At 41.5% G+C, this 24,631-nt stretch carries 18 protein-coding genes; 12 read left to right on the top strand and 6 right to left on the bottom strand.

The window, feature by feature from the left end; translation table 11 throughout:
- Window positions 1-190 precede the first annotated feature (190 nt).
- The 3 genes from DLD82_RS08390 to DLD82_RS08400 all read left to right on the top strand — a co-directional run bounded on the left by DLD82_RS08390 (window position 191) and on the right by DLD82_RS08400 (window position 5,678).
- Window positions 191-619, top strand: coding sequence for a MarR family winged helix-turn-helix transcriptional regulator (locus tag DLD82_RS08390; RefSeq protein ID WP_109940671.1), 429 nt, complete (start codon window positions 191-193; stop codon window positions 617-619).
- A 21-nt stretch (window positions 620-640) separates the two neighbouring features.
- On the top strand, window positions 641-2,581 hold the full coding sequence (locus DLD82_RS08395) for a heavy metal translocating P-type ATPase (RefSeq protein ID WP_109940672.1): 1,941 nt from the start codon (window positions 641-643) through the stop codon (window positions 2,579-2,581).
- 163 nt (window positions 2,582-2,744) lie between these two features.
- Complete coding sequence (locus DLD82_RS08400; protein WP_109940673.1) at window positions 2,745-5,678, top strand: PAS domain S-box protein; 2,934 nt, start codon at window positions 2,745-2,747, stop codon at window positions 5,676-5,678.
- Window positions 5,679-5,718: 40 nt separating this feature from the next.
- Here DLD82_RS08400 and DLD82_RS08405 read toward each other — a convergent pair whose 3' ends face one another.
- Window positions 5,719-8,613, bottom strand: coding sequence for a methyl-accepting chemotaxis protein (locus tag DLD82_RS08405; RefSeq protein WP_181391337.1), 2,895 nt, complete (start codon window positions 8,611-8,613; stop codon window positions 5,719-5,721).
- A gap of 631 nt (window positions 8,614-9,244) precedes the next feature.
- Between DLD82_RS08405 and DLD82_RS08410 the strand changes: the two genes are divergently transcribed.
- Genes DLD82_RS08410 through DLD82_RS08420 form a run of 3 tightly spaced genes read left to right on the top strand, consistent with a single transcriptional unit; the run spans window position 9,245 to window position 12,395 of the window.
- The gene (locus DLD82_RS08410; protein ID WP_109940675.1) at window positions 9,245-10,483 is read left to right on the top strand and encodes a COG1361 S-layer family protein; all 1,239 of its coding nucleotides are present in this window, start codon (window positions 9,245-9,247) and stop codon (window positions 10,481-10,483) included.
- Window positions 10,484-10,487: 4 nt separating this feature from the next.
- Window positions 10,488-11,696, top strand: coding sequence for an ABC transporter permease (locus DLD82_RS08415; protein WP_109940746.1), 1,209 nt, complete (start codon window positions 10,488-10,490; stop codon window positions 11,694-11,696).
- Entirely contained in the window at window positions 11,697-12,395 is a 699-nt protein-coding gene (locus DLD82_RS08420) for an ABC transporter ATP-binding protein (RefSeq protein WP_109940676.1), read from the top strand.
- A gap of 3 nt (window positions 12,396-12,398) precedes the next feature.
- Here DLD82_RS08420 and DLD82_RS08425 read toward each other — a convergent pair whose 3' ends face one another.
- Window positions 12,399-13,184: a cache domain-containing protein gene (locus tag DLD82_RS08425; protein ID WP_109940677.1), complete on the bottom strand. Its 786-nt coding sequence runs from the start codon at window positions 13,182-13,184 to the stop codon at window positions 12,399-12,401.
- Window positions 13,185-13,326: 142 nt separating this feature from the next.
- Between DLD82_RS08425 and ppk1 the strand changes: the two genes are divergently transcribed.
- On the top strand, window positions 13,327-15,459 hold the full coding sequence (gene ppk1, locus DLD82_RS08430; RefSeq protein ID WP_109940678.1) for a polyphosphate kinase 1: 2,133 nt from the start codon (window positions 13,327-13,329) through the stop codon (window positions 15,457-15,459).
- 184 nt (window positions 15,460-15,643) lie between these two features.
- The gene (locus DLD82_RS08435; RefSeq protein ID WP_109940679.1) at window positions 15,644-16,129 is read left to right on the top strand and encodes a hypothetical protein; all 486 of its coding nucleotides are present in this window, start codon (window positions 15,644-15,646) and stop codon (window positions 16,127-16,129) included.
- A gap of 227 nt (window positions 16,130-16,356) precedes the next feature.
- Here the strand turns inward: DLD82_RS08435 and DLD82_RS08440 are convergent, their stop codons facing one another.
- Window positions 16,357-16,989 carry a LysE family transporter gene (locus DLD82_RS08440; RefSeq protein ID WP_109940747.1) on the bottom strand — a complete coding sequence of 211 codons (633 nt, stop codon included), beginning with the start codon at window positions 16,987-16,989 and terminating at the stop codon, window positions 16,357-16,359.
- 44 nt (window positions 16,990-17,033) lie between these two features.
- Here DLD82_RS08440 and DLD82_RS08445 point away from each other — a divergent pair, with 44 nt between their 5' ends.
- Both DLD82_RS08445 and DLD82_RS08450 read left to right on the top strand, forming a co-directional pair.
- Entirely contained in the window at window positions 17,034-17,444 is a 411-nt protein-coding gene (locus DLD82_RS08445) for a ribonuclease HI family protein (protein WP_109940680.1), read from the top strand.
- Window positions 17,445-17,567: 123 nt separating this feature from the next.
- Window positions 17,568-19,061, top strand: a complete 1,494-nt coding sequence (locus DLD82_RS08450) for a PAS domain S-box protein (protein WP_109940681.1) — start codon at window positions 17,568-17,570, stop codon at window positions 19,059-19,061.
- A gap of 25 nt (window positions 19,062-19,086) precedes the next feature.
- On the opposite strand, the gene DLD82_RS08455 is transcribed toward DLD82_RS08450, so the two are convergent.
- Both DLD82_RS08455 and DLD82_RS08460 read right to left on the bottom strand, forming a co-directional pair.
- A complete protein-coding gene (locus DLD82_RS08455; RefSeq protein WP_109940682.1) occupies window positions 19,087-21,483 on the bottom strand; it encodes a sensor histidine kinase in 2,397 nt (798 codons plus the stop codon).
- Window positions 21,484-21,574: 91 nt separating this feature from the next.
- Window positions 21,575-21,739 carry a rubredoxin gene (locus tag DLD82_RS08460; protein ID WP_109940748.1) on the bottom strand — a complete coding sequence of 55 codons (165 nt, stop codon included), beginning with the start codon at window positions 21,737-21,739 and terminating at the stop codon, window positions 21,575-21,577.
- A 223-nt stretch (window positions 21,740-21,962) separates the two neighbouring features.
- On the opposite strand from DLD82_RS08460, the gene DLD82_RS08465 reads away from it, so the two are divergent.
- Complete coding sequence (locus DLD82_RS08465) at window positions 21,963-22,484, top strand: zinc ribbon domain-containing protein (RefSeq protein ID WP_109940683.1); 522 nt, start codon at window positions 21,963-21,965, stop codon at window positions 22,482-22,484.
- 8 nt (window positions 22,485-22,492) lie between these two features.
- Here the strand turns inward: DLD82_RS08465 and DLD82_RS08470 are convergent, their stop codons facing one another.
- Window positions 22,493-23,917, bottom strand: coding sequence for a hypothetical protein (locus DLD82_RS08470; protein WP_146199738.1), 1,425 nt, complete (start codon window positions 23,915-23,917; stop codon window positions 22,493-22,495).
- A 177-nt stretch (window positions 23,918-24,094) separates the two neighbouring features.
- Between DLD82_RS08470 and DLD82_RS08480 the strand changes: the two genes are divergently transcribed.
- Complete coding sequence (locus DLD82_RS08480) at window positions 24,095-24,619, top strand: protein-tyrosine phosphatase family protein (RefSeq protein ID WP_109940686.1); 525 nt, start codon at window positions 24,095-24,097, stop codon at window positions 24,617-24,619.
- Window positions 24,620-24,631: the final 12 nt, after the last annotated feature.

Genomic DNA, 24,631 nt, shown 5'->3' on the forward strand with positions numbered 1-24,631 from the left:
TAAATGAATCGTTGAAAGCATGGAGTAATCTCTTTATTATTTGGTAAATTTAGAAAATGCCCAAATTTTTTTCGGACTATCGGAAATAAAAAACCATGATAGATCTGAGAATAGGGAAATAAGAATGTCAATAATTCAAATAGTTTGATGATCTAACAATATGAAATATAGATAATAGGAGAAAGCAACAATGGAAGATCATAGTACCTTAAAAGAAGAACTTAATGAAAATCTCGTTGAATTTTTTGATCGTTTCACTTCCTGGGAATCATCAGTCATAGAATCCTCAAACCTGAAAATATCTGATGCACATGCCATTGAGATTCTCGGGCATTACGGCAGGATGAATATGAAAGATCTTGCAGGAAGACTCGGAATCACCACTGGCACAACAACAATTACCGTTGACCGGCTTGAAAAAGGGGGATTTGCCCAGAGAGTCAGAGCAGAACATGACAGACGATCCTATATTATTGAACTTACTGAAGAAGGAACCCAGGCTTATGAGGAACACCACCGGCACCACCTGAACCTGGCTGCTGAAATTGCAGAGTTACTTGGAGATGAGGAAACCCGGACCCTGATTGTTTTACTAAAAAAGATAAACGAAAGGATCTGAATCCGGAGCAGTGGGTAGATAATGTCAGCCGAACATGTTCACTGCGATTTAGAAGGATGCCAGGATCATGGGTGTGGGTGTGCTCATGATCATGAAAATGCCGGAAAATCCCTCATGAGAGAGATTATCATACTTGTCTTTGCCGGTATTCTGGTAGTAATTGCAGTTTTAACAGAATATTCGATAATTCCGGTAAAAGAAATTGAGACTCCGGCTGCTCTTGCAGCGTTAGTCCTCACCGCTTTTCCCATATTAAAAGAAGCCGTCCAAGGGCTTATCAATCGAAGATGGGATGTTTGCGAACTGGCAGCACTTGCTCTTGTTGCTGCAGTATTAATCGGAGAATTTACCGCAGCAGCAGAAATTGCACTCATTCTGACTATCGGAGAGCTTGTTGAAGACTACCTCTATTCAAGGACCGGAAAAGAAATTAAGGCCCTGCTTTCAGATTTTCCCACAAAAGCCAGGATAATCAGGGATGAAGAAACAATAGATGTACCAATAGAAGAGATACGTGCAGGTGACCGGATCATAATCAGGCCTGGAGACGTTTTTCCGGTGGATGGAGAGGTAAATGAAGGGCATTCAGATGTTGATGAATCCTTTCTTACCGGTGAAAGCCTCCCAATCCTGAAAAATCCGGGTGACATGGTCTATTCAGGAAGCGTGAACCTGGATGGGGTGGTTGTCTATACAGTAGCCCGCCCGGCAGACCAGTCATCCTATGCAAAAGTTGTCGAACTGGTGAAAGAAGCAGGGACACGAAGACCCCCTTCACATCCGATGATTGACCGGTTTGCAAAATATTATACTCCGTTCATCCTGCTCATTGCCGGAGGAGTGGTTCTCCTTACAACCGATCTAATCAGGGGGATTACCATTCTCATCGTCGCCTGTCCCTGTGCTCTCCTCCTGGCAACTCCTTCTGCAGTTCTGGCAGCAATCGGACCAGCTGCAAAAAAAGGAATACTGATCAAGAGTGGAAGATATCTTGAAATCTGTAAAAATATTTCGGTCATTGTATTTGATAAAACCGGAACCCTGACCTCCGGAGAGATGAATATATCCTCAATAATTCCGGAAAAGGGGATTTCAGAAGAAGAACTCCTCTCTGTTGCCACCGCTGCAGAAAGAAAATCTCCCCACCCGATTGCAAAAGCAATCATAAAAGAAGCAAATAATCACGGGATAGTATATTCCGGTCCTGTAACCGGACGACACATTCCAGGCAAAGGAGCTTTGGACACCATACAGGGAAGTCCAGTTATTGTAGGAAACAGGGATTTTTTACATGAAAATTCAATTTCAATACCAGATGCTGCTTTGGATTCAAAATCCAATATCAACCACTATGAAACCGAAGTCATGGTTGCAAGAGATGGACAGTATATCGGAAAAATAATGGTTGCAGATACCCTGCGCCATGATACAAAAAATGCACTGGTTTCTCTCCGGAAACTGGGATATAATAAAATTGCAATGATTACCGGAGATAACCAAAATGTTGCCGGGACTATTGCAAAAGAACTGGACATTCCTGAATCTATGACTTTTGCGGGGTTTCTTCCCGGACAGAAGGAGGAATATATTGCTAAACTCCAGGATAACGGAGAAGTTGTCTGTTTTGTCGGTGACGGAACTAATGACGGGCCGGCACTTGTAAGAGCTGATCTTGGAATAGGGATGGGAAGCCGGGAAAATACCCTGGCACTGGAGAGTTCAGGGGTGATCCTCATGCAGGAGGGACTAAGTTCTCTCCCATCTTTCCTATCCCTTGGAAATCTGACCAGCAGGACAATTAAAATAAATATTATTCTTGCAATGGCCCTCAATCTTATCCTCATAATTTTCGCTGGAACCGGGAGTATATCACCAGTAATGGGAGCAATAGGCCACCAGGTAGCAACAATAGCAGTCCTGCTTAATTCTATCAGGCTTTCATCCTGTCGAGCAGGGGTGTGAGGCAAAGAAGACTTTTTATAGGGATAAAGGGATATTGATGTAATACATCCCTGACTCCTCGTAATAAAATTGCAATCACACAGGGATTTTCTCATTTCCGGCATCTAAATCCGGGTTTTATTGCCCCTTAAAATGAGGGGAGACAGATAATGGAAATGTAAAAATGATCCATATCCTTTATGTTGATGATGAAGAAGTCCTCCTTGACCTTGCAAAAATATTTTTGGAAAAGAATAGGGAGTTTTCTGTAGATACCGCACTTTCTGCAGTGGAGATTATTGAATCCGGGACTATCTCATCGTATGATGCAATTATATCCGACTACATGATGCCGGAGATGGATGGGATCGCTTTCTTAAAAGAGATTCGCAAAAAATTCCCGGATATTCCCTTTGTCCTGTTTACCGGAAGAGGACGTGAAGAAGTAGTAATTGAAGCCATCAATTACGGCGCTGATTTTTACCTCCAGAAAGGAGGAGATCCGAAGGCACAGTTTGCTGAACTGGGGCACAAAGTTGCACAGGCAGTCAAACGAAGAAAGGCGGAAAAAGAACTGGTTAATTCTGAAAACCGATTCACACAGGTTTTCCAGGCGAATCCTACCATTGCAGGATTATCTGAACTACATTCAAGTCGTTTTGTAGATGTAAACGAAGCTTTTTTGAGCCGCCTTTCTTTTACCCGTAATGAGGTCATCGGGAAAAATCCCATCGAATTGGGGATAATCACCGAAGAAACACAAACTTCTATCTTCCAATCTTTTCAGGAAAATGGATATCTCCACAACTATGAGACGAAATTTTACACGAAGAACAAGGAATCATTACATGTTCTGGTCTCGATAGATGTCATTTCATCATCCGGTGAAGACATCCTGCTTGTCCAGGCAATTGATATTACCGAAAGAAGTTATGCAGAAGAGAAAATGCGCCAAACCCTTGAAAATCTGGGGAAAACGCAAAGGATTGCACGGGTAGGTAACTGGAGTCTTGATATTAATACCCGGAAATATTCTGCTTCAGATGAAATATATCACATGTTTGGTTTTCCTCCGGGAACCGAGGTCAGCTATGAACAGATAGCCGAGATGATTCATCCGGATGACCGGCCTAAAATGAGGGAACTATTCAACCAGGCTGTTAAAACCGGCAGACCCTACAATACAGAGATGCGTATTATTCTGCCGGAAACCGGAGAGGAACGATATATTACCACAATAGGGGAGCTGGAAATCGACAGTGAGGGTAGTCCGGTCAGGGTTTTCGGAGTAAACCAGGATATCACCGAACTAAAAAAGACATCCTGTGCCCTGATAGAATATGAAACACAGTTTCAGCAGATCATCGATAATTTCCCGGTTTCCATAACAATAGTTACTCTGAAGGGAAACCTCCTTTACGCTAATCCACAGGCCGTAAAACTTTTTGAACTTGACAAGAGTAATGAAATTTCATCAATCACGGTCAATGATTTTTGGGCCAACCCCGATGAACGGAAAGACTGGGTAAAGAGACTGAAGACAGACAATATCGTCACAGATTATGAAGTCGAATTTTTTTTGCCATCAGGGAAACGAATCTGGATCATTCTTTTTGGCATTTTTATCTCTTTTAAGGGTGAAAAATGCATTCTCTCAGCTCACCATAACATCACAGACCGAAAAATTGCCGAGAAAGAATTAAAAAAGAGTGAGGAGAGATACCGGTTCATAACAGATAATTCAACAGACGTTATCTGGACCATGAATCTTGAGGGCTGGTTCACTTTTGTAAGCCCCTCAGTGTATCATTTAAGAGGGTATACCCCGGAAGAAGTGATTGAAAAACCTGTAGTTGATGCAATTTCTCCGGGATCTGTGGGCCTTGCAATGCAGATCATGAATAACACCCATGAGAAGGTAAAAGCAGGTTTAAGGCCGGAACCTGAGTTTTTCGAGGTTGAACAACCCTGCAAGGATGGATCCACTGTCTGGACCGAAGTTGTTGCAAGATCGTTGTATGATAAAAATGACAACATCATTGGATTTCTTGGGATAAGCAGAGATATTACAAAACGAAGAGCAGCAGAACGGGCATTAAAGGAAAGTGAACAAAAATTTATCACAATTTTCAACCAGACCCCGGATCCCATCTTAATTATTGATACAAAGGGCATTATCCTTGAAGTAAACAAAGGATTTGAAGAGATATTTGGAAAGAAAAATACCGAAATTACCGGAAAGAATCTGAAAAATATTGGTATATTTCAGGATAAAGTGAGGGAGATGAACCTGCTTATTTCAGATGATAAAAGCGGACAGATAACCAGGACTGAAATTGAGTTCACCAATAAGAATAACATCCCCTTTTATGCTGAAGTCGCTATTTCGCGAATAAATATTCAAAACCAGGCAGCAAGTCTTCTCCAGATTCATGACATTAATGAGATAAAACGGGCACATGATGCGGTCAAATCAGCAAACAATAAACTGAGCATTCTCTCCAGTATTACCAGGCATGACGTGTTAAACAAAGTAATGATTACATCTCTCTATAGTGAAGAGATGCGAGAGAGTGTAACCGATGAAAAACTCAAAAAATACCTTGATACTATTACCGAAAACTCATCTTATATCGCCCGTCTTATCAACATGACAAAAGAATACCAGGAGCTGGGAACGAGTGCCCCGATATGGCAACGGGTTCCAGACCTGATTCAAAGCGAGACAATTCTTGGACTTTTACAGAACATTACCCTACAATCAGACCTTGATAACCTTGAGATTTATGCAGATCTTATGCTGGAAAAAGTATTGTATAATCTCGTGGATAATTCGGTTCGTCATGGAAAAAACCTCACATTCATCAGATTTTCATATCACATCAAAGAAAATGACTGTATTCTTGTGTATGAAGATGATGGTGGCGGGATTGTAGAAAATGAAAAAACGAAGATTTTTGAGAGGGGGTTTGGAAAAAATACCGGGATGGGATTATTTCTGATACGTGAGATCCTGTCTATTACCGGAATTCAAATATCTGAAACCGGAACCTATGGAAAAGGTGTTACATTTGAAATGCTGATTCAGGCAGGAAAATGGCGGATATCAAAAAATTAAAAAAAAGCATAGCTTTTTCTTTTCTACCAACTTCCAGATATTAGACCTTAAACTGAGCCATTTCCCGTGAGATTGACTCGGCAATAGAACTTACATTAGAGATAACTTTACTAATCTGTTCCAGAGATGCAGATGCTTCTTCGGTTGCCGCTGCAGCGTTTCCTGCTTCTTTTGAGGTATTCTGGATGAGTCCGGACACTTCATTAACACTTGCAGTGATTTCTTCAACTGATGCTGCCTGTTCTTCAGATGCAGATGCAACGTCCATTGCATTTTTTGTGATGTCTTCAACAGAATCTGCAATTTTTGTGAACGCACCAAGAGTTTCTTTAAGCGCATCGCTCCCTTCAACTACCACATTTCCGGCAGTTTTTATGGCATCGTTAGCTTTACTTGCCTTAGACTGTAGTGCCGAGATCATCTCGGCAATATTCTCTGCAGATGCCCGTGAATCCTGTGCAAGTGATTTTACTTCGGCTGCAACAACCGCAAATCCCCTCCCTGCTTCTCCTGCCCGTGCAGCTTCTATTGCAGCATTCAGAGCAAGAAGATTTGTCTGGTTGGATATATCAGTAATTAACCGGACGATTTTACCAATTTCGTCCATCTGCCGGTTGATATCCTTTACAATCTCATCAACTTCGCGGGTTGAATCCATAATTCCGGTCATGGCAGATTCGGATTTTTTTGCAAGACCAATCCCGTTTTTAGAGATAGTATTCGCTTCGGAGGCAGAGACTGAAACCAGTTCTGCACGCTGGGATACTTCACCGACCGTGATGGTCAGATCTTCCATTGCTTTTAAGACCTGTTCGATGCCATCTTCTCCCTGCTCAGCATTTGCACTGACACCTCCGGCATTTTTCGCAATCTGCTGTGCTCCAGAGGAAACTTCCTCGGTACTTGCCGTTGCTTCTTCAGCATATGTAGCTAGATCCTGGACCTGCATCTGAATCTTCAAAATAGCATCGCATACATGAATTCCGATGTTATCCAGAGCATTTTTAAATCCTATCCATTCACCTGCAACCTGAAGACCAGAATCAACCCGGACAAAAAAGTTAGAGTTTGCATATTCCTGGCAGACACGGATTGCTTCTTTCACCGGAGTTATCACACTGTCAAGAATTTCATTTACTCCCACGATAATCCGGCGGTATTCACCCTCGTGGTTTGCCACATCAACCCTGACATTAAAATTCCCTTCAGAGGCCGCCTTGACAAGGTAAAGTGTTTCATCAGTCAGTGCCTGAAGATTTGAAAAAGCCTTGATTAATCCGGGGACTACGCGATCTTTTTCAGATCTTCTTCCTATCTGCCGGTATTCCTCCAAATCACTCATATCACCATCTGCAATCTTAATAATAGAATCGGCAATATGATTTACCCGGGTTCTCACCAGGTTAATACTTCTGGCAAAATCTGCGAAACTTCCTTTATATGCAGATTCGTCCATGCCGGTTGAATGATCATTAACTGCCATCCGTTCAAGGATTACTGCCGCATCCTGCATTGGCCGGACAATTGCATCAAGAGTTGCATTGATTCCTTCGATAATCTTCCGGTAATCACCCAGGTGTTTCGACCCGTCTGCCCGTTTTTCCAGATTTCCTTCCAGAGAAGACTGGATAAGCAGGTTACAATCAGCAATAAGATTTAAAATATTATTCCGGAGCAGATCAAGCTTTTCGTTGGCTAATGTCTGTTTTCCCGGAAGTCTTTCCAGAACCGGCTCAAAGTTACCTTCTGCATAAGATGCCAGAACAGAGAGAATTTTCAGAACCGAGGAGACATGTAATGCAGCAACATCATTGTATCCAGAAACAATGTCCCGGTAAAATCCCGGGTATTTATCTAACGGTATGAAAGCTTCAATATCTCCAGCCTTTTGAGCTTTATACATCTCATTGGTATCCCCAATAAGAGTCTTCAGGCTGTCAATACAGGTGTTCAGGTTGTTTTTAATCTCGTTAAAATCACCGGAATAATCATCAGTAATCTTCTGGGGAAGATCTCCCTTTGAAATCCGGTCAACATACTCCGCTGCGACATTCAATGGGCCGATGATACTATCAAGGGTTTTGTTGATTCCTTCGGTAAGATTCCGGATTTCACCATGATACCTGGCAACATCAAGTCTTGCATCAAGATGTCCTGCCTGACACCGGTCGGTGAGAGCAAGGATATCTTTCACTGCTGTTTTTTCTTCAGTTTTATTGATATAATAAGCAATTATTGAAACAAGGTTTCCATCATCGCTATAGAACGGTTTATAGTAATACTGCAGATACACCGTGCCTGCTGGAACAACCGCTTCCATCTCACCAGATACGTCCTGTTTTAATGCAAGACCTTCTGAAAGCGATCCACCAACCCGGCTTCTGATATCAAAATCAGTGAGTTTTATATTTTTAAGCTCTTCGAAACTTAAATCAACAAGAGCACCAAAGGCATTATTTCCGGTCCTGATGGAGAGGTCCGGATTAATATCCATAATCGGAGTCGGGGCATTCTGAACAATAAACTCAGATTTCTTCCGAAGAGATACTATCTCAGTTATCTCAACCGTTGTAGATAAGAGGCAGATCTTTTTCTCATACTCAATCTTATTCAGAGTAACCTGGCAGGGAAAGACAGTCCCATCGGATCGCCGATGATCCCATTCAAATGATACCAGTTCACCATTGAGTGCTTGTTCAACAAATTTTTGTGATGCAAATCCGGAGTCAGTCCCGTCATTTTGCTTTTCCGGAGAAAATTCAGACGGAAGATGACCGATAATGTCATGAACACTTCCTACCCTGAACTGTCTGAGTGTTGCAGCATTGCAGTCCAGAAATTTTCCATCCGGACCAACAATCTGAACGGATGCAGAAATTCCATCGAGAATATTTTTTAACGTGCCTGGATCGCTGGTGCATATAGTATACGTCAAGATTATCAAATCCCATATATAAGAATCATGTGAAACAGGAAAACCCATTAACTGTTCTTTACCGATATTTTATCCGAAGCAGGCAATTCAATTCCTTATGAACAGGTTGCTGCATCAGGATATTTATCATAACCTGGATTTCATCATGAAAACCCTAAAGGAGAATTGTTGGCTTTCATGAGGTATAGCATTTCGGAAATAACTTCAGAACTAAAAGAATGGCAGTGAACATCCCAAAATATAAAAAAACATCAAATATGCAATAATTTAAAAAAATAGACCAAAAATTAGCCAAAAATTAGAGCCCCATAGAATGATGCTATTGCATTTTTTATTATTGTCTGAGGGTATGGACCTCCTGGATTTTGCAAGGGAATGTGGGGACTTGACGAGCGTTATATGGGATTGAAAATACCCCCAAAATTGAAAAATACGACCATATTATAAAGAATATAAACCCGTTGAAAAATACTCATGAAAATACGACCGATTTGAAGAGATTGAGAAAAGGTCTGGAAAAACCCGATAATCCGGGCCTTGTTTTTCCAACAAAATCCTTCTACAATAATCCAGGTATTAGAACTATTAATTTAGGGAAGGTTTAAGTACATGATGGTTGCATAAGACGTATATGCTGATATTGCACTCAAAATTCCATTTTTTGCTTATCTTCCTGATGTTTGCGTTGATTCTTCCAACAAGCGGACTTGCAGCAATATCACAAGAACCAGGAGTGATAATCACCAGTTATTCCATATCACCAAACGTGATACTTCCCGGAGAGATTGGAACAATAGAAGTTACCATTGCAAATACTGCTTCACAGGCATCCAAAACGGCATCGGAGATATCAGGAACGGAGCCAGACTCGGTATCACAATCAGTAACCCTCCCGGTCAATGCATTTATTGAATCTGCAATTCTGAAAACGAAAGATTTTCAAATTTTATCCGGATGGTATGAAGACATCGGGGAAATAGGTCCGGGACAGTCAACCACTCTGACATTTCTTGTTCAGGCACCAATCAAAGAGGGATTATATTTCCCGGAAGTATGGATCCGGGTCAGGGGTGCAGAGAGTGTCAAGTATCCGATTCCGGTAAATATCAATACCCGGCATACCCTGATTAAACAACCATCAATACGTCTATCAAGATCAACTCCCACCAATATCATTCCGGGAAGTGCCTTTGATATCGAACTCGGACTTACCAATGAAGGACTTTCCGGAGCACATGACCTTATTATTGCAATAGAGACACCGAATACTTCTCTCTCTTCAAAAAGTCCGGAAAGACAATTTATCCAGATGCTAGAGCCGGGACAGACAAAAAAAATCAACCTCTCCTTCCAGACAGACAATGATATCCCGATTGGAATCAGGCAAATTCCTGTCAGGATATCTTACATGAATGCTGACGGAACTGAGCTGGAACAAAGAGAAAGAATCGGTATTGTTATTCAGGGCACTGCAGATCTTGGAATCTCTAAACAGACTCTGGACCCTGAACAAATAGCAGAAGGGGATATGTTCAATCTGGTCTGCAGAATTGAAAATACCGGAACAGATAAGGCCAAAACCGTTCGTGCCACTCTGGACATCCCCTTTGAAGGGACTAAGGAAGCATTTGTCGGAACAATCAGACCGGACAATGATGCTCCGGCAGTATTTACCCTGAAAGCAACAAAATCCGGGGATATATCCTACACCATGAAGATAGAATATCAGGATGATTTCGGTATTCATGAAGAAACAATTCCGCTGCATATTTTCGCTCAAGAGAAGAACGGAACCGGAATCATAATCTTCATTCTGGCTGTCGTTCTGATAATTGCCGGACTATTATACTGGAGAAAAAGCTACTCCTGAAATTATGCCATCCCAGCATTTTTCTGTAGCACTATTCCTGGCGATCCGGTCAATTCAAAGAGGGAACCGGTTTACGTTTTTCCTTACGGTCATGATAATGGGACTGGTTTTTGTAAACCTTGTCTTTCTCCCGTCCATTATATCCGGAGTCGTTGTCAATTTTAACAGTCAGTCAATCAACTATAATTATGGCAACCTGGTAATAGAACCACGTGAAAATGAAGTGTATATTTCCGGTGTATCAGAAGTTAAGCAAAAAATTTCACAAATTCCGGGGATATCTGGATCTTCTCCCCGGTTTTCTGCAGGAGCTACCTATCATTATCATGATAACCAATTGTCCGGGCAGATAACCGGATTTAATCCCCGGTATGAACAGGAGGTCACACTCATCCATACAAAAATGAAGGATGGTGATTTCCTCGCCGAAGGGGACACAGATAGCATTGTTTTGGGTACATCCCTTGCAGGAAACATTGATGAACGACTTGACCAGGTTGATTCACTGGGGGGCGTTACAACTGGTGATTCAATTGATGTCACCTTCAGTAACGGGGTGAGAAGAACACTCCGGGTCAAGGGAATCATTGAATCGGGCGTGTACAGCGTTGACAGAACCGCTTTTATTACCTTAAAAGAGATTGAATCTGTTTATGGTTTATCAGATACGGCTACTATACTTCTCGTAAAACTTGACGGAGACGGACAGGAAGACAAGTACAAAAGAATTCTCATGGAATACGGCATTGCTGAAAGAATACGGACATACCAGGAGAAAGGACTCGGATTTGTTAATGACGCAATCAGGAGCTTTGAAATCATCAATGCTATCTCAACAATGGTAAGCCTTGTTATTGCCATCGTTGTAATCTTTATCGTCATTTTTATCAATACCATCAATAAAAGAAGACAGATTGGAATCCTGAAAGCAATCGGAATTAATAAAAACATCATCGTATATTCGTACATAATTCAGGTCTTTATCATCGCCAGTTGCGGGATCCTGCTCGGCCTTCTTTTCAGTTCAGGTCTTGTCCTCTATCTGACCTATAAACCTCTCATGTTTCCGGGTGGTGCGGTTCTGCCGGTTGTAGAAGCCGGTTCAATTATCAGAAGCATCATGAGTCTGGCCCTGGTTTCTCTCATTTCAGGATTCATTCCCTCGTGGAAAACAGCAAATGAACCAATTCTTGATGCTATCCGGGGGAATTAGATGATAGAGGTTTTGGATGTCACCCGGGTATACCAGATGGGGCTGGTTGAAGTTCAGGCATTACGAGGAGTCAGATGCTCAATTCAGCAGGGAGAGTTTGTCGGAATCATGGGGCCTTCCGGAAGTGGAAAATCAACACTTCTTCACATCCTCGGTCTTTTAGACAGCCCGACATCCGGAACGGTGACTATAGACGGGACCGATGTCGGACTCTTAAAAGAGCAGGAAAAAAGTGAATTCAGACTAAATCATCTTGGCTATGTATTTCAGGACTATGCTCTTGTCCCTGAACTATCAGTCCGGGAAAATGTTGTACTTCCTGCAATGGCACGGGGTGCTCCTCCGGATACCTATCTGAAAGAAAGTGAAGAGATCCTGAGGCAGGTTGGTCTCGGTCACCGGATTGATCACCGGCAGTATGAGTTATCCGGAGGAGAACAGCAACGGGTGGCGATAGCACGAGCTCTCATAAACCGGCCGGGAATTTTGTTCGCTGATGAACCCTGTGCCAATCTTGATTCAAACACATCCCGGACGATTCTTAACCTCTTCAGGGAATTAAATGAAAAATACGGGCAAACGATCATCATGGTCACCCACGAGGAATGGCATGAGGAGTTCATGTGCCGGGTGCTTTACATGAAAGATGGCCTGATTGACGGAGAAAAAGCCTGCAAAATGCGTGAAAATAAAAATTAAAGATCATTCTGCTACAAAGACTTTAAAAGCATCATTATAGACAGGGATTGAAGACCAGACACCGGACCTGACAATATTTTTGTCCCATACATCATAGACGGTTCTGCCGGACCAGAAATAACAGGCTAATTCTTTTGCTTCCCGGAAGGTGGGAAATTCAGTCAAAACATTTTCAGGAGGAATTGTATTTAGTTCATTGAGATCTGAACACCATAAGATGTCACCGTCGTTATTCATCAGTACAGCAAACATATCCGGAGATAAATCGGAGATTTTTACCGCATCTTCTGCAATTTTTTTGCAGTCAACTGAAAGCACGAGATACTGCTCAGCATTTCTCATCCTCACCGGCATGATAATATCCTGAGTAAAAAACAGATCATCCTCATTCATATCTCCTGCATAGAGAAATGAACGATTTACAAAGGGTTTTTTGATGCTTTGACCATCCATTGGAATCAAGGAATATCTTTTGTCCAAAAATGCTGAAGAATCCGGATAATGGCGAATTATTGTCCCATTCTCTCCTACCAGAGCAATTGAGCGAATAAAAGAGTCCGGAACATAAAGAGACGATATCAGTTCCTGCTCCTCCTCTGCAGTAATGTGAGGATCAGCAAGGCAAAGCGATACAGTTGAGGATTGTGCATCGAGTTCCTGTAGTGAATCAGATATACTGTCTCTGAGTTGTAGACAGGTATCAGACAGAGAATGATTTCCACTCATATCTCCGGTTACTGTAACTCCCATAATCAGGCAGGAAATGATGAATATCAATAAAAACCTCATAGCATCATATCACCTGTGCAGATTATAAAAAGTTATCCTGCGAAAAAGCACTCACCGTCCCCTTTTTTTACCCGATGACAGAGATGAAAATATTGAGAAACTATAGTCAACCTTTATTACATTAGGATGAAACTGATGTAGTATGAACCAGTCTGAGGGGTCTATACAGTTAAAAGAACAAGATGCTTCTTTAATGTTATCTGATCCTTCTCTCTATATTAATCGGGAATTGTCATGGATCCGATTTAATCAGCATGTTCTTGATGAAGCAAAAGACTCGTCCCATCCACTCCTGGAACGAATAAAATTCCTTGCCATTTTTGCAAACAACCTGGATGAATTTTTCATGGTACGGGTTTCCGGACTCCACCATCAGCTTGCAGAAGGAGTATTAAAACTGCCTCCGGACGGTCTTACCACATTAGAGCAACTTGAACGGATAAATCATGATTTAACACCACTTCTTGACGAACAAACACGAGTCTGGAATGATATACTTATCCCTGAACTTGCAGAACAGGGGATCCTTATTCATAACCGGGGAACTATCGGTGATAAAAAGCGAAAAATACTCAGGAATTATTTTTACCGGGAAATATTTCCGGTCTTAACTCCGCTTGCTTTTGATAAATCACACCCGTTTCCTTTCATCTCCAATCTTGCTCTAAATCTCGCAGTCATATTAAGAAGGCCCGGTTCTTCAGACGACCTGTTTGCACGGATTAAAATACCAAATAAACTATTCCCCCGTCTTATTGAAATTCCGGCCACTACTGATAATGATGTACATAAAACAAGTGAATTCATTTTTCTTGAGGATTTAATTGCAGATAACCTGGATCTCTTATTTCCGGGCATGGAGATAGTAGCATCTTATCCCTTCCGGGTTACAAGGGATGCAGATATCGAAATAGAAGAGGATGAGGCGGACGATTTATTAAGTGCTGTGGAGCAGTCAATCAGTAAGCGATGGATTGGAACTCCGGTCAGAATTGAGACGTCAATGGATATGTTACCGGCAATTTCTGACATGATGGGAACAAAGCTTGCGAAATATCCTCACATGTTCTACCGGGTGAATGGTCCGGTGGGAATGGCTGATTTCTTCTGCCTGTTAAACCTGGACAGACCTGATTTGAAAGACCCTCCCTTCGCTCCGGCAATACCCGAACGAATTGAGGTAGATCCAGATATTTTTCACGTCATCAGACAACGCGATCTCATGCTGTTTCACCCGTACGAAAGCTTTCAGCCGGTCATCAATTTTTTAAATACTGCAGCACATGATCCGGATGTTCTTGCAATCAAGATGACATTATACCGGACCGGAACAAATTCGCCGATAGTACAGGCATTGCTTGATGCCCGGGAACAGGGAAAAGCAGTTTCGGTGCTGGTGGAACTGAAAGCCCGATTTGATGAAGAAAATAATATCGGATGGGCAAAAGCCCTTGAACGTGCCGGTGCACATGTAGTATTTGGAATAATGGGCCTTAAAGTCCATGCAAAACTCTGTCTTGTCGTCAGAAAAGAAAAAAGTGGAATTGTCAGGTATGTCCATATGAGTTCGGGCAACTATAATGCAGCCACCGCGAAAATATATACCGATATCGGACTTTTTACTGCGAATGAAGAGATATCTTCGGATGTTTCTCACCTTTTTAACGTGCTTACCGGGTTTTCACAATATAGTTCATACCATCACCTGCTTGTGGCTCCAGGCGGAATAAAAAAAGGTATCATATCTCTTATTGAAAAAGAGATGGACCGGCAGAAATCGCATGGAGACGGAAAGATCATTCTAAAATTAAATGCTCTCCAGGATGCAGAGGTTATCAGGGCATTATATCGGGCATCACAGGAAGGAGTTATCATTCACCTGCAGGTGAGAGGTATTTGTTGTCTTCGTCCCGGACTCGCAGGAATCTCTGACAATATCACCGTGACAACGATAGTTGGCCGGTTTTTGGAACATACCAGGATTTTTTACTTCCATAACGGGGGTGATCCATTAGTACTGATGGGCAGTTCTGATCTTATGCCACGGAATCTGAAACGCCGGATTGAAGTCCTCTTCCCGGTTCTGGATCCCGGAATCAGAGATGAAATTATAAAAACCATCCTTCCCATTCATCTGCATGATACCGTGAAGACCAGAATCCTGAAACCGGATGGGTCATATGACCGGATCCCTCCTGATCCGGAAAACCCAATCCAGGCACAAAACTGGCTTTTAGAAAAACAGGGCATATGGAATAGATATATCCAGAACTAAGTGTGGGATTTTTCGGGTAATCAAAATAAACGGAGGAATTGAACGCCTGCACTTAAAATGCACATCATAAATAAGGAAATGACACATATGAATGTATTATCTTTATATACCAAAGTTCAATTGCCACTTATGAAAATTTTTTCTCCAAATTGTACAGGAAAATTGCAAACTGTTAGTGATATTTATGAGATTTGAAAAACTGAATAAAAAATTACCGGAAGATATTCTCTCAGTTATTGATGAAGAAGCAGCAGCCGGGTCCATTACCCGTCAGGAGGCGGTTTCAAAACTGGTTCGTTCTGTCATCAGCATTAAACATGAATCTGAAAATGAGCAGTTAAAATATCAGATAAAAGAGCTCAACCGGCAGATTGCAATCAAGGATGATGAAGTAACATATTTACGAAACGAACTACATGCCCTTAATGCCGGCCTTTCAAAACTTGCTGAAAACATTGTTGTAAATAATGCTGAAAAAAATGATTTTGAGACGCTCCTTACTCCGATAAAGCAGGATGTATCATCATATTCAGATGAGATAAAAAATATCAGAGAGAAAATAGAAAACTGCCGGCACAGCCCATTTGAAAATCACATTCCACTGATTATAATAGGGATAATAGCCAGCCTCCTCATCATATACCTCATTATTAGTACCCTGTCCGGATGATATTAGAAAAAGAACCGGATTTTTTTTATTTTATTGCGTACCTGATGAGTGGCGTGCACTCAATGTATATAAAGGATCATGCAAATGAACCGATGCGCCTGGAAGGCTTTATGACCCCTTTGCTTCTACTGGAGAAATTACTTTTTTCAGGTAAATAGTAAAAAATGTTCTGGAATGACAACATTTATTATTATGATTTTGCAGTGGAATAGCAATACCTGCATCGATCAAACATGAAGCAATGAGGGGAGATTGATCTGAATAACAAACCAAAGACCAAAAATAACAAGTGAAATTCCACAAAGAACCAGAATACTCCGGTAAAACCGGACACTAAGAACAGTCCTGCTTCGGTGAATTCCCACCGATACAAGAGTAAACCAGCCCAGGTCGGCCATCCAATGACCACATATAAATGCAATCAGACCTGCAGTGCCCAGGGCCAGAGAACTAAAAAGAAGGGCGCTACCGACAGAAAACCACCAGATCCAAAAATATGGATTGGAAATGCTGGTTACAAAACCGGCAATTACCGGCCTGGTTCTTTTATTTTCTACCCCAATTCCGGAAATTTCTGCATTCCCTGCACCTAACAGGGTCATCGCTCCAAAGGTAATCAATGCAATTCCTCCGGTCCAGGCAATTACCGGGCCTGCTGATTCGGGTATTGATGACACACCGGCGGCGATGAGAATAACAATCCCAAACTCAGCAATGATGTGACCGAGAGTTACACGTGGACCGCTTGTCCATCCGATATGAAGAGCAGACTGAATTGTTGCAATAAGTGTCGGTCCTGGTGCAAGAGCACCGGTAAGCCCGATGAAAAAGCCCATCATGGCAAGTTCCGGCAGAGTCATAAACATCGCATATATGTGTGTCGCATGTAGATAGTGTACCTCAAATGCTGACAATATACACCGACGGAGCCTCCCGGGGAAACCCGGGACCTGCTGCCTGCGCATACACCATTACCAATTCCGAAGGAAAATTGCTGGACAAGTCTGTAGAATTCCTCGGAAAAAATACGAATAATGTTGCAGAATATACTGCAGTAATCCGGGCATTGAAAAAAGCCGGAGAATACCAGGACAAAGAAATCAGGTTGTTTTCAGACAGTCAGTTAGTTATCAGACAGATTACCGGCAGGTACCGGATAAATAAACCTCACTTAAAAGTTCTCTATGATGAAGTCATGGCATTATGTAAGCCCTTTACTATTACCTGGGGAGAAGTGCCAAGAGAAAATCCAGGAATTTCACAATGTGACAAACTCTGCAATGAAGAACTGGACAGGCATACCAATCTCCATTAAGCTTTTACCTCATAATTTTTTGGAAAATTCAGGATGATGAAAAAGTGAGCAATATTGATAAGGAACGTTGAGCTATCCTATATCTGGGATCAACAGGTTAGTTAAACAATGGAATAATCATTCATGCAGGATTCTGATAGTAATCAACCGATTCGGGTTTTATTTGTTGATGATGAACCCAGCATGAGCGATATTGCTCATTATTTTCTTGGTGAGAAACTCGGGGGCTGCACCGTCGTACCGGCAATGGAAGTGTCAATCGCCCTCGAATTACTTGAAAAAGAAGATTTTGATGTTATTGTAGCAGATTATGAGATGCCGGATTTGGATGGGCTTGCATTTCTCAAAATACTCCGGGAACGAGGAGATACCATCCCCTTTCTGGTGTGCACCGGAAAAAGCCGTCATGAGGTGGTAATTGAAGCCCTCAATGCTGGAGCAGACTTTTATCTGCAAAAAGGAGAAGATCCGATTGTCCTTTTTACAGAGATGAAACAGATGATCTTCCAGGCAGTCAGCAGGAGGCGATCAGAACAGGCTCTTGCATCATCCCGCCATCTGCTTGAAGAAATGATAGATTTTCTTCCTGATGCCACGATGGCAGTAAATAATTCTCACTATGTTATTGCCTGGAACAGGATTATGGAAAAACTGACAGGCATATCATCTGAACAAATCATCGGTAAAAACCCCGATATTTCTTCAGTTTTTTTTAAAAATCGTATCATTGCGGAATTGATTGAATTTATCCTTAAAAATGGAGAGAGAACAGAATTTTCGCACTATAATAGTACAGTTGAGGACAGGATAATCATTGAGGAATTCCACTCACGAACAGACCACAACGAAGAAAATGATAGTTATTTCAGAGTAATGGTATCTCCAATTCTGGATACCAGCATGAAAAAAGTAGGTTTTATTGGTTCATTCCGTAATATTACCCTTGAGAAAAGATACGAATTGGAATTGGTTGAGAGTCGGGAGAATTTCAGGGCACTTGTTGAGAACAACACAGATATTGTGATGCGATTTGACATTCATGGAAGACATCTCTATGTTAACCCGGCAGTCTCTCCATATATTCCATTTGATTCCCGGTTACTCATTGGTAAAACCTATTCTGAACTACTCTATCCCCCCCGGGATTGTAGAAAATGGGATAGTCTCATTCAGAAGGTAATAACTACAGCGTCTCCGGTGGAAACCGATATCACCTTTTTTTCACCCAAAGGAAAAATTATCTTAAACTGGCGTCTTTTTCCGGAGTTTGATCAGAAAGGTCAGGTAAGGTCTGTTCTTTCAATATCCCGTGACATCACATACCATGAAATGTTAGAGCAGGAAAAACAAGCTCTCCTCTCACAGATAGAGAGGAATCTTGGAGAATTTGCAATTCTTAACGATGGAATCCGGAACCCTCTCGCAGTTATTACCGGGTGGCTTTCCATGATGGAATCATTACAGGACCATGAACGAAAGACACTCATGCTTCAGGTACGGCAGATAGACGAAATGATTACAAAACTTGACCGGAGATGGATTGAATCTGAAAAAGTTCTTGGTTTCTTACGCAGGCACTATTCCATACAAAGTCACCCCTATCCAAACCGGAAATAACAGAGAAATTACATAAACCAGAAATTTATTCTGGAAAAACATCAAAGGGTGGCCCGGCCGGGAGAGTAATGGTAAATACACAACCTAGCCCGACTCCATCACTATATACAGAGATCTGCCCGTTATGTTTTTCAACAATTTTTCTGCAGATTGGAAGACCAAGACCCGTTGATGTCTTATCATGTCTGGAGGTGTCGGATTTATAAAATTCCTCGAATATTTTTAATTTTTCATCAGAACTAATCCCTATCCCATTATCTGCAACAGTCAGAATCAAAGAACCTGCCTGTATCTGTCCGGCAATATGAATTGTCCCACCTGCTGGTTTAGAGAATTTGATGGCATTCGAAACAAGATTGTCAATTAATTCATGGAAAAGAACCGGATCAGCATGGATTATTATGTCGGGAGAAATATCAGTTGTCGCAGTAATCTCTTTGTAACGAAGGCTCGTCCGGTGGATATCATACACTGATCTGACTGCATCTGCTACATTGACCGGTTCACTATCCGGAATATAATCTACAGAATTTAACTTGGCCAGTTTTAATGACTTATTTGCAATAGTCTGAATATGCCGTGCATTTCTCTCGATTATATTTAAAATCAACTTTTGTTCTTCTACGGAGGAATGGGATACTTCGGGAATTAGACCGATTATTGGAGTAAGAGGAGTCCTGAGGTCGTGACCTAGTTGCATGATAAAATCATTCTTTTGTTCGAGCAGGCGGATCACTTCCTCTGTCCTATCATGCACAATCCGGTCAAGATCCTCATTAATTCTGAACAACTGATCCCTGACTACTTCAAGTTCATGAGTTCTCTCCTCTAGTTTTATCATATATTCCCTTATCTTCTGTTCATTCTCCTTTCTATGGGTGATATCGGTAACAACTCCGGATGAACCGGCAAATAATCCATTCTCATCAAAAATTGGTGATGCAGATATTTCTGCATAGAGCAGGTGTTTATTTTTGGTGACCAATACAACTTCATACCGTTCAGCAATACCGTTATGCCGGTTTTGAAGTTTTTTCTCCATTGTTATGGTACATGACGGATGAGTCAGATCTGAAATTGATGTGTCTAATAATTCTTCCGGATCATATTCAAGCATTGAAGCCATACGACTGTTAACAAAGGTGGTCTTTTCATTTTCATCAATAATCCAGATACCTTCGTTTAGTTGTTCTACAAGATTCTGATATTTTTCTTTGCTCTCCCGAAGATGTTTCTCCTGATCCTGTAAAGATGAGATTAAATCATTCACATAAGAGATCAAAAGATTTATACTGTTTTCAAGCTGGGAAAACTCAGGGCTTCCTGAATACGAAACACGATGATTGAGATCTCCATGTGCAATCCGGTTTAAGTCATCAATAATCCTCCTTAACGGCCTGGTCAGATGATATGCAAGGATATACGCAATAAAAAATCCCAATATTGCACCGATACCAGCAATTAATGAATGATACAAGAGAATTGACTCAATATGATCCTGCCTTGATGAAGTATCATATTCCAACCTCCCGACAAGATCAAGCATATTTCCGGATACTGTTTTGTTGTCAGATATTTCAATAAAAAAATAGTAAAGTTCGGAATTGTTTACAGGATCCTCAATTGCAGTTCTGTTTTTTCCCAGGTAACTATTTTTGACCTGTTTTATGATATCTTTATCAGTAACTTTCCCGTTCAACTGGTTTGTCCAGATTGAACGATACATTGAATCATAGAGGGTTAAAGACTGGATGTGAGGAGTATTATTTACGAATTCTCTCATCACATTCGCATAAGAAAAATTATGTCTCCCTTCTGAATGTCCGGATATCAGGTATGATATTTCGAGGAGATACTTATTATCGGGAGTTGGATGATAGGCAAATTTTCTGGTACGACCAATGGCAGCGAATCCATATACTGCCCGGTCTGCCTGAAATGAATCACCTATCCGGATTTTTGAGATGTCTTCATATACGGCAGGCCAGATTTTAAAATCCAGCCCTTTATCAGATATATAAGTAGTATCAATTACTACCCCGGTTTCGTTTATGATGTAAAAATCGGTTATTTTTCTGAGTGAAGGATTTAGATTCTCTTTCATTACGGTCAGGTTTATCCGGGAGGGATCCTGCCCGGACTGATTATATGCCTCCAGAAATGGAACAAACTGTTCCTTCATTGAGTCATCAAAACTATGATCAAAAAGGAGGAGCCCCTGGTTTACAAGTTGTAAATTATGAATCAGGTGATGTTCATTGTAACGGATTTCATTGTCCCATTCATCAAGGAGATGGTTTTTTGTCTGTTCATAAGAAAGAAGAGAAATAGCACCGATAAAAAAAATGAAGATAGTGGTCAGCATTACCATGACCAGCACAGGAAAAGACAACCGGGTATTGAGCAGGTTCCACTCTTTCATAATGGGATTAACCCGGAAATTTCTTTCCCTGATACAATAAAAATCCTTGTCTTTAATGTTAGTTTTTTATTGATCTGATACACAAAGACTATCATCCGTTGCGTTTAGCAAAAAAAGCTTTAGCGGCTTTACATCGTGGGCATACCCAAGGATCAGGAATTTTTTCAAATGGTGTTCCTGCACTCACCCCATGTTCAGGATCTCCAAACCGATCATCATACAGGTAGCCACATTTCGTACATACCCAACTGGCCATGTTGATAATCTGTCTTCCCGGTAAAAAAAGGTCATGGTGAAAAATTGATTGGAAAAATATATTCTGCAAAATTTTCATGATCATCATATATGTAAATTTTACTTTCACCCTGCTTATTAAAGATTCAAATAGTTAAACCAGGAATGCTTAATTGATCAGTAAATTCTGATCACCAGACAAAACCATAACACTATCAGTTGTGGTAGAACCCAGGAGGACTGTAATGAAGGAATATTCATCAATATGTCAGAGTTGTGCCATGCCATTCATGAAAGATGAAGATCATGGAACAGAACAGGACGGAAGACTGTCAGATCTGTATTGCAGATACTGTTATCAGAATGGAGAATTCACCGATAAAGACAGTACAGTTGAAAAAATGGCTGAACTAGGAGCAGGTATGATCTCCCAGATGTATGGGATGCCAATAGAAAAAGCCAGGGTTTTCATGACCAGTCAGATTAAAACTCTGAAACGGTGGAGCGGCAGGATTATTCCATCCTGTCAGAGTTGTGGTATGCCTCTCTTTTCTCCGGAGGATGCAGGAACTGAAAAAGACGGAACACCCAGTTCTCTTTATTGCTTACATTGTTATCAACATGGAGCCTTTACCGAGCCTGATTTGACACAGGAAGAGATGGTTAAAAAGTGTGCTCCATTCCTTGTTGGACAATTTGAAATGCCATTAGAAAAAGCAGAAGAGATGTCAAAAATATATACTTCCACCCTCTCAAGATGGAAATAATGACTCTGTCACCCAAGAGTGACAAACATCATTACTTCTGCATCCTGGAAGGGCTCCTCAGGATTCCCATAATAAAATGAAACGTCATCTCCTGTCTGAAGATTAAATATATTCAAGCCTTCATCAGGATTTTCGTAATCACGAAGGGTATTTCCATTTACCCTTACAAACCAGATTTTACTGGCCGTGGAGAAATATTCATTAATCCCGTCAACAATTAGGATCTTTCCTTTTCTCATTCCACGATCATCGATACTGATATTATTTAATATTTTATCGTTAAAAAGCAGGTGAAGCAATCCCAATGGGGTTTTAGCAGGGATCTCATAATCAAGGCCGGAATTCACCGTCACATTGACTGTTCCCTCCGGAAGCGTGTAAACTCCGGAATAGAGAACACCATTATCATCTGTTGTTGCATTTGTGGTTTCAGGTACCGGGGTTTCACTTTCTACTATTTGAGAGTCAGTCGTGTTATTGATAATAGCAGGTTCTGTAGTTACTGTGGGTGTGACTGTCGGAACCGCTGTGACCTCGACAACCGGAGCAGTGGTGGGAAGAACCGTTGGAACTGCAGTGACCTCAACTACAGGAGTAGCAGTGGGAAGAACTGTAGGAACCGCAGTAACCTCAACTACCGGAGCAGAGGTTGGAAGAACCGTAGGAACCGCAGTAACCTCAACTACAGGAGCAGTGCTGGGAAGAACCGTAGGAACTGCAGTAACCTCGACCACCGGAGTAGCAGTGGTATTAACCATCGGAATCGTAGTTACCTCAACTACAGGAGCGGTGGTTGGAATGGCAGTTGGAACCGTTGTTATCTCAATCGTAGGGATAATTACAGGAACTGGTTGTTGAATAACCTGGTAAGATGCCGGCATCTGAAGAGGAGAGAGGTACTGCATCATTCCATTTTTGTTACCAATCTGGACCCAGATCAGGGCTTTTGCAGCTCCAACCGGCAAGGTAGGATCTCCATATGCAAATAAAATATCATCCCCATCAGCAAGCTTAAAAGTATTGATTCCCTCTTTTGCCGGAAGAAGGAATTCACGAAGCTGGACGCCATTAACAGTAATATACCAGGTATCATATTCTGAAACAGTGTACGAATTGACACCATCAAGCGTGAATACCCCTCTTTTTTCCAGCAACTCATCGCCGACACGATATTCCCCAATCATCCCCGTTCCGGCCAGAGCCTGTATTATTCCCACCGGAGACATGGCAGGCACCTGATACAGGATACCTGAATCTGCACGTATTGAAACATTCCCATCTCCATATGGAATCTGTCCCGAAAAGACCACGACCTGATTCTGAACCGGTTGAACAACAGTCCCGGCTCCGGCACACAGACACACGAAGCACGAGATCACCACAGCAAACCAGACAATCAAAACCAACTGATATGAATAACCCCTTTCCTTCATCAGGTTTCCCTCTGTCAGAAATCCACTCAATGACTGTAAGAATGGTAGACGGTGAAATATTTAAGAGATTTGGAGAGGTTTTTATTTCACGGGTAAAAAACCCGCAAAATTCACGGTAATTATTATGTATAGAAAGGAATTATTAAAAAAGCGGCAGACAATTATGAGGTATAAGCCATGGCAAAACAGTGGGACGGTTTGCTTTTTCGAAGAGTATCTCTTCCGGATTACATGATCGGAAGGATGTATCTTCATCCGATGCCTGGCAGATTTGAAAAAATCACTCAATTTGTAAATGAACTGGAACAGAAAAACATACGGAAGATAATATGCCTTACTGGATTAGAAGAGATATCAAGAATATCCCCTGATTATCATGCCCTGATAAAGAAGCACCATGACAATTTTCATATTGAATGCTTTCCGATTCCGGATTTTGGTGTTCCGGATGACCCGGAAGCGTTTTTAAGGCTTGCGAGATTGTCTTCTGACCAGGTAAAAACCGGAGAGGCAGTATTAATCCATTGTGGGATGGGCATTGGCAGGACAGGATTATTTGGAGTACTTCTGCTCATGGTATCCGGACTTACGCGTAAAGATGCAGAATTTGCTATCCAGTCAGCAGGAGCCGGGGTTCAGACAAATTCCCAAAAGGAATTCATCAGCTGGGCAGAATCAAGAATGGATGATCTGAAAAAATGAGAGAAAAAATAG

It is taken from the genome of Methanospirillum stamsii, assembly GCF_003173335.1.
Classification (GTDB): domain Archaea; phylum Halobacteriota; class Methanomicrobia; order Methanomicrobiales; family Methanospirillaceae; genus Methanospirillum; species Methanospirillum stamsii.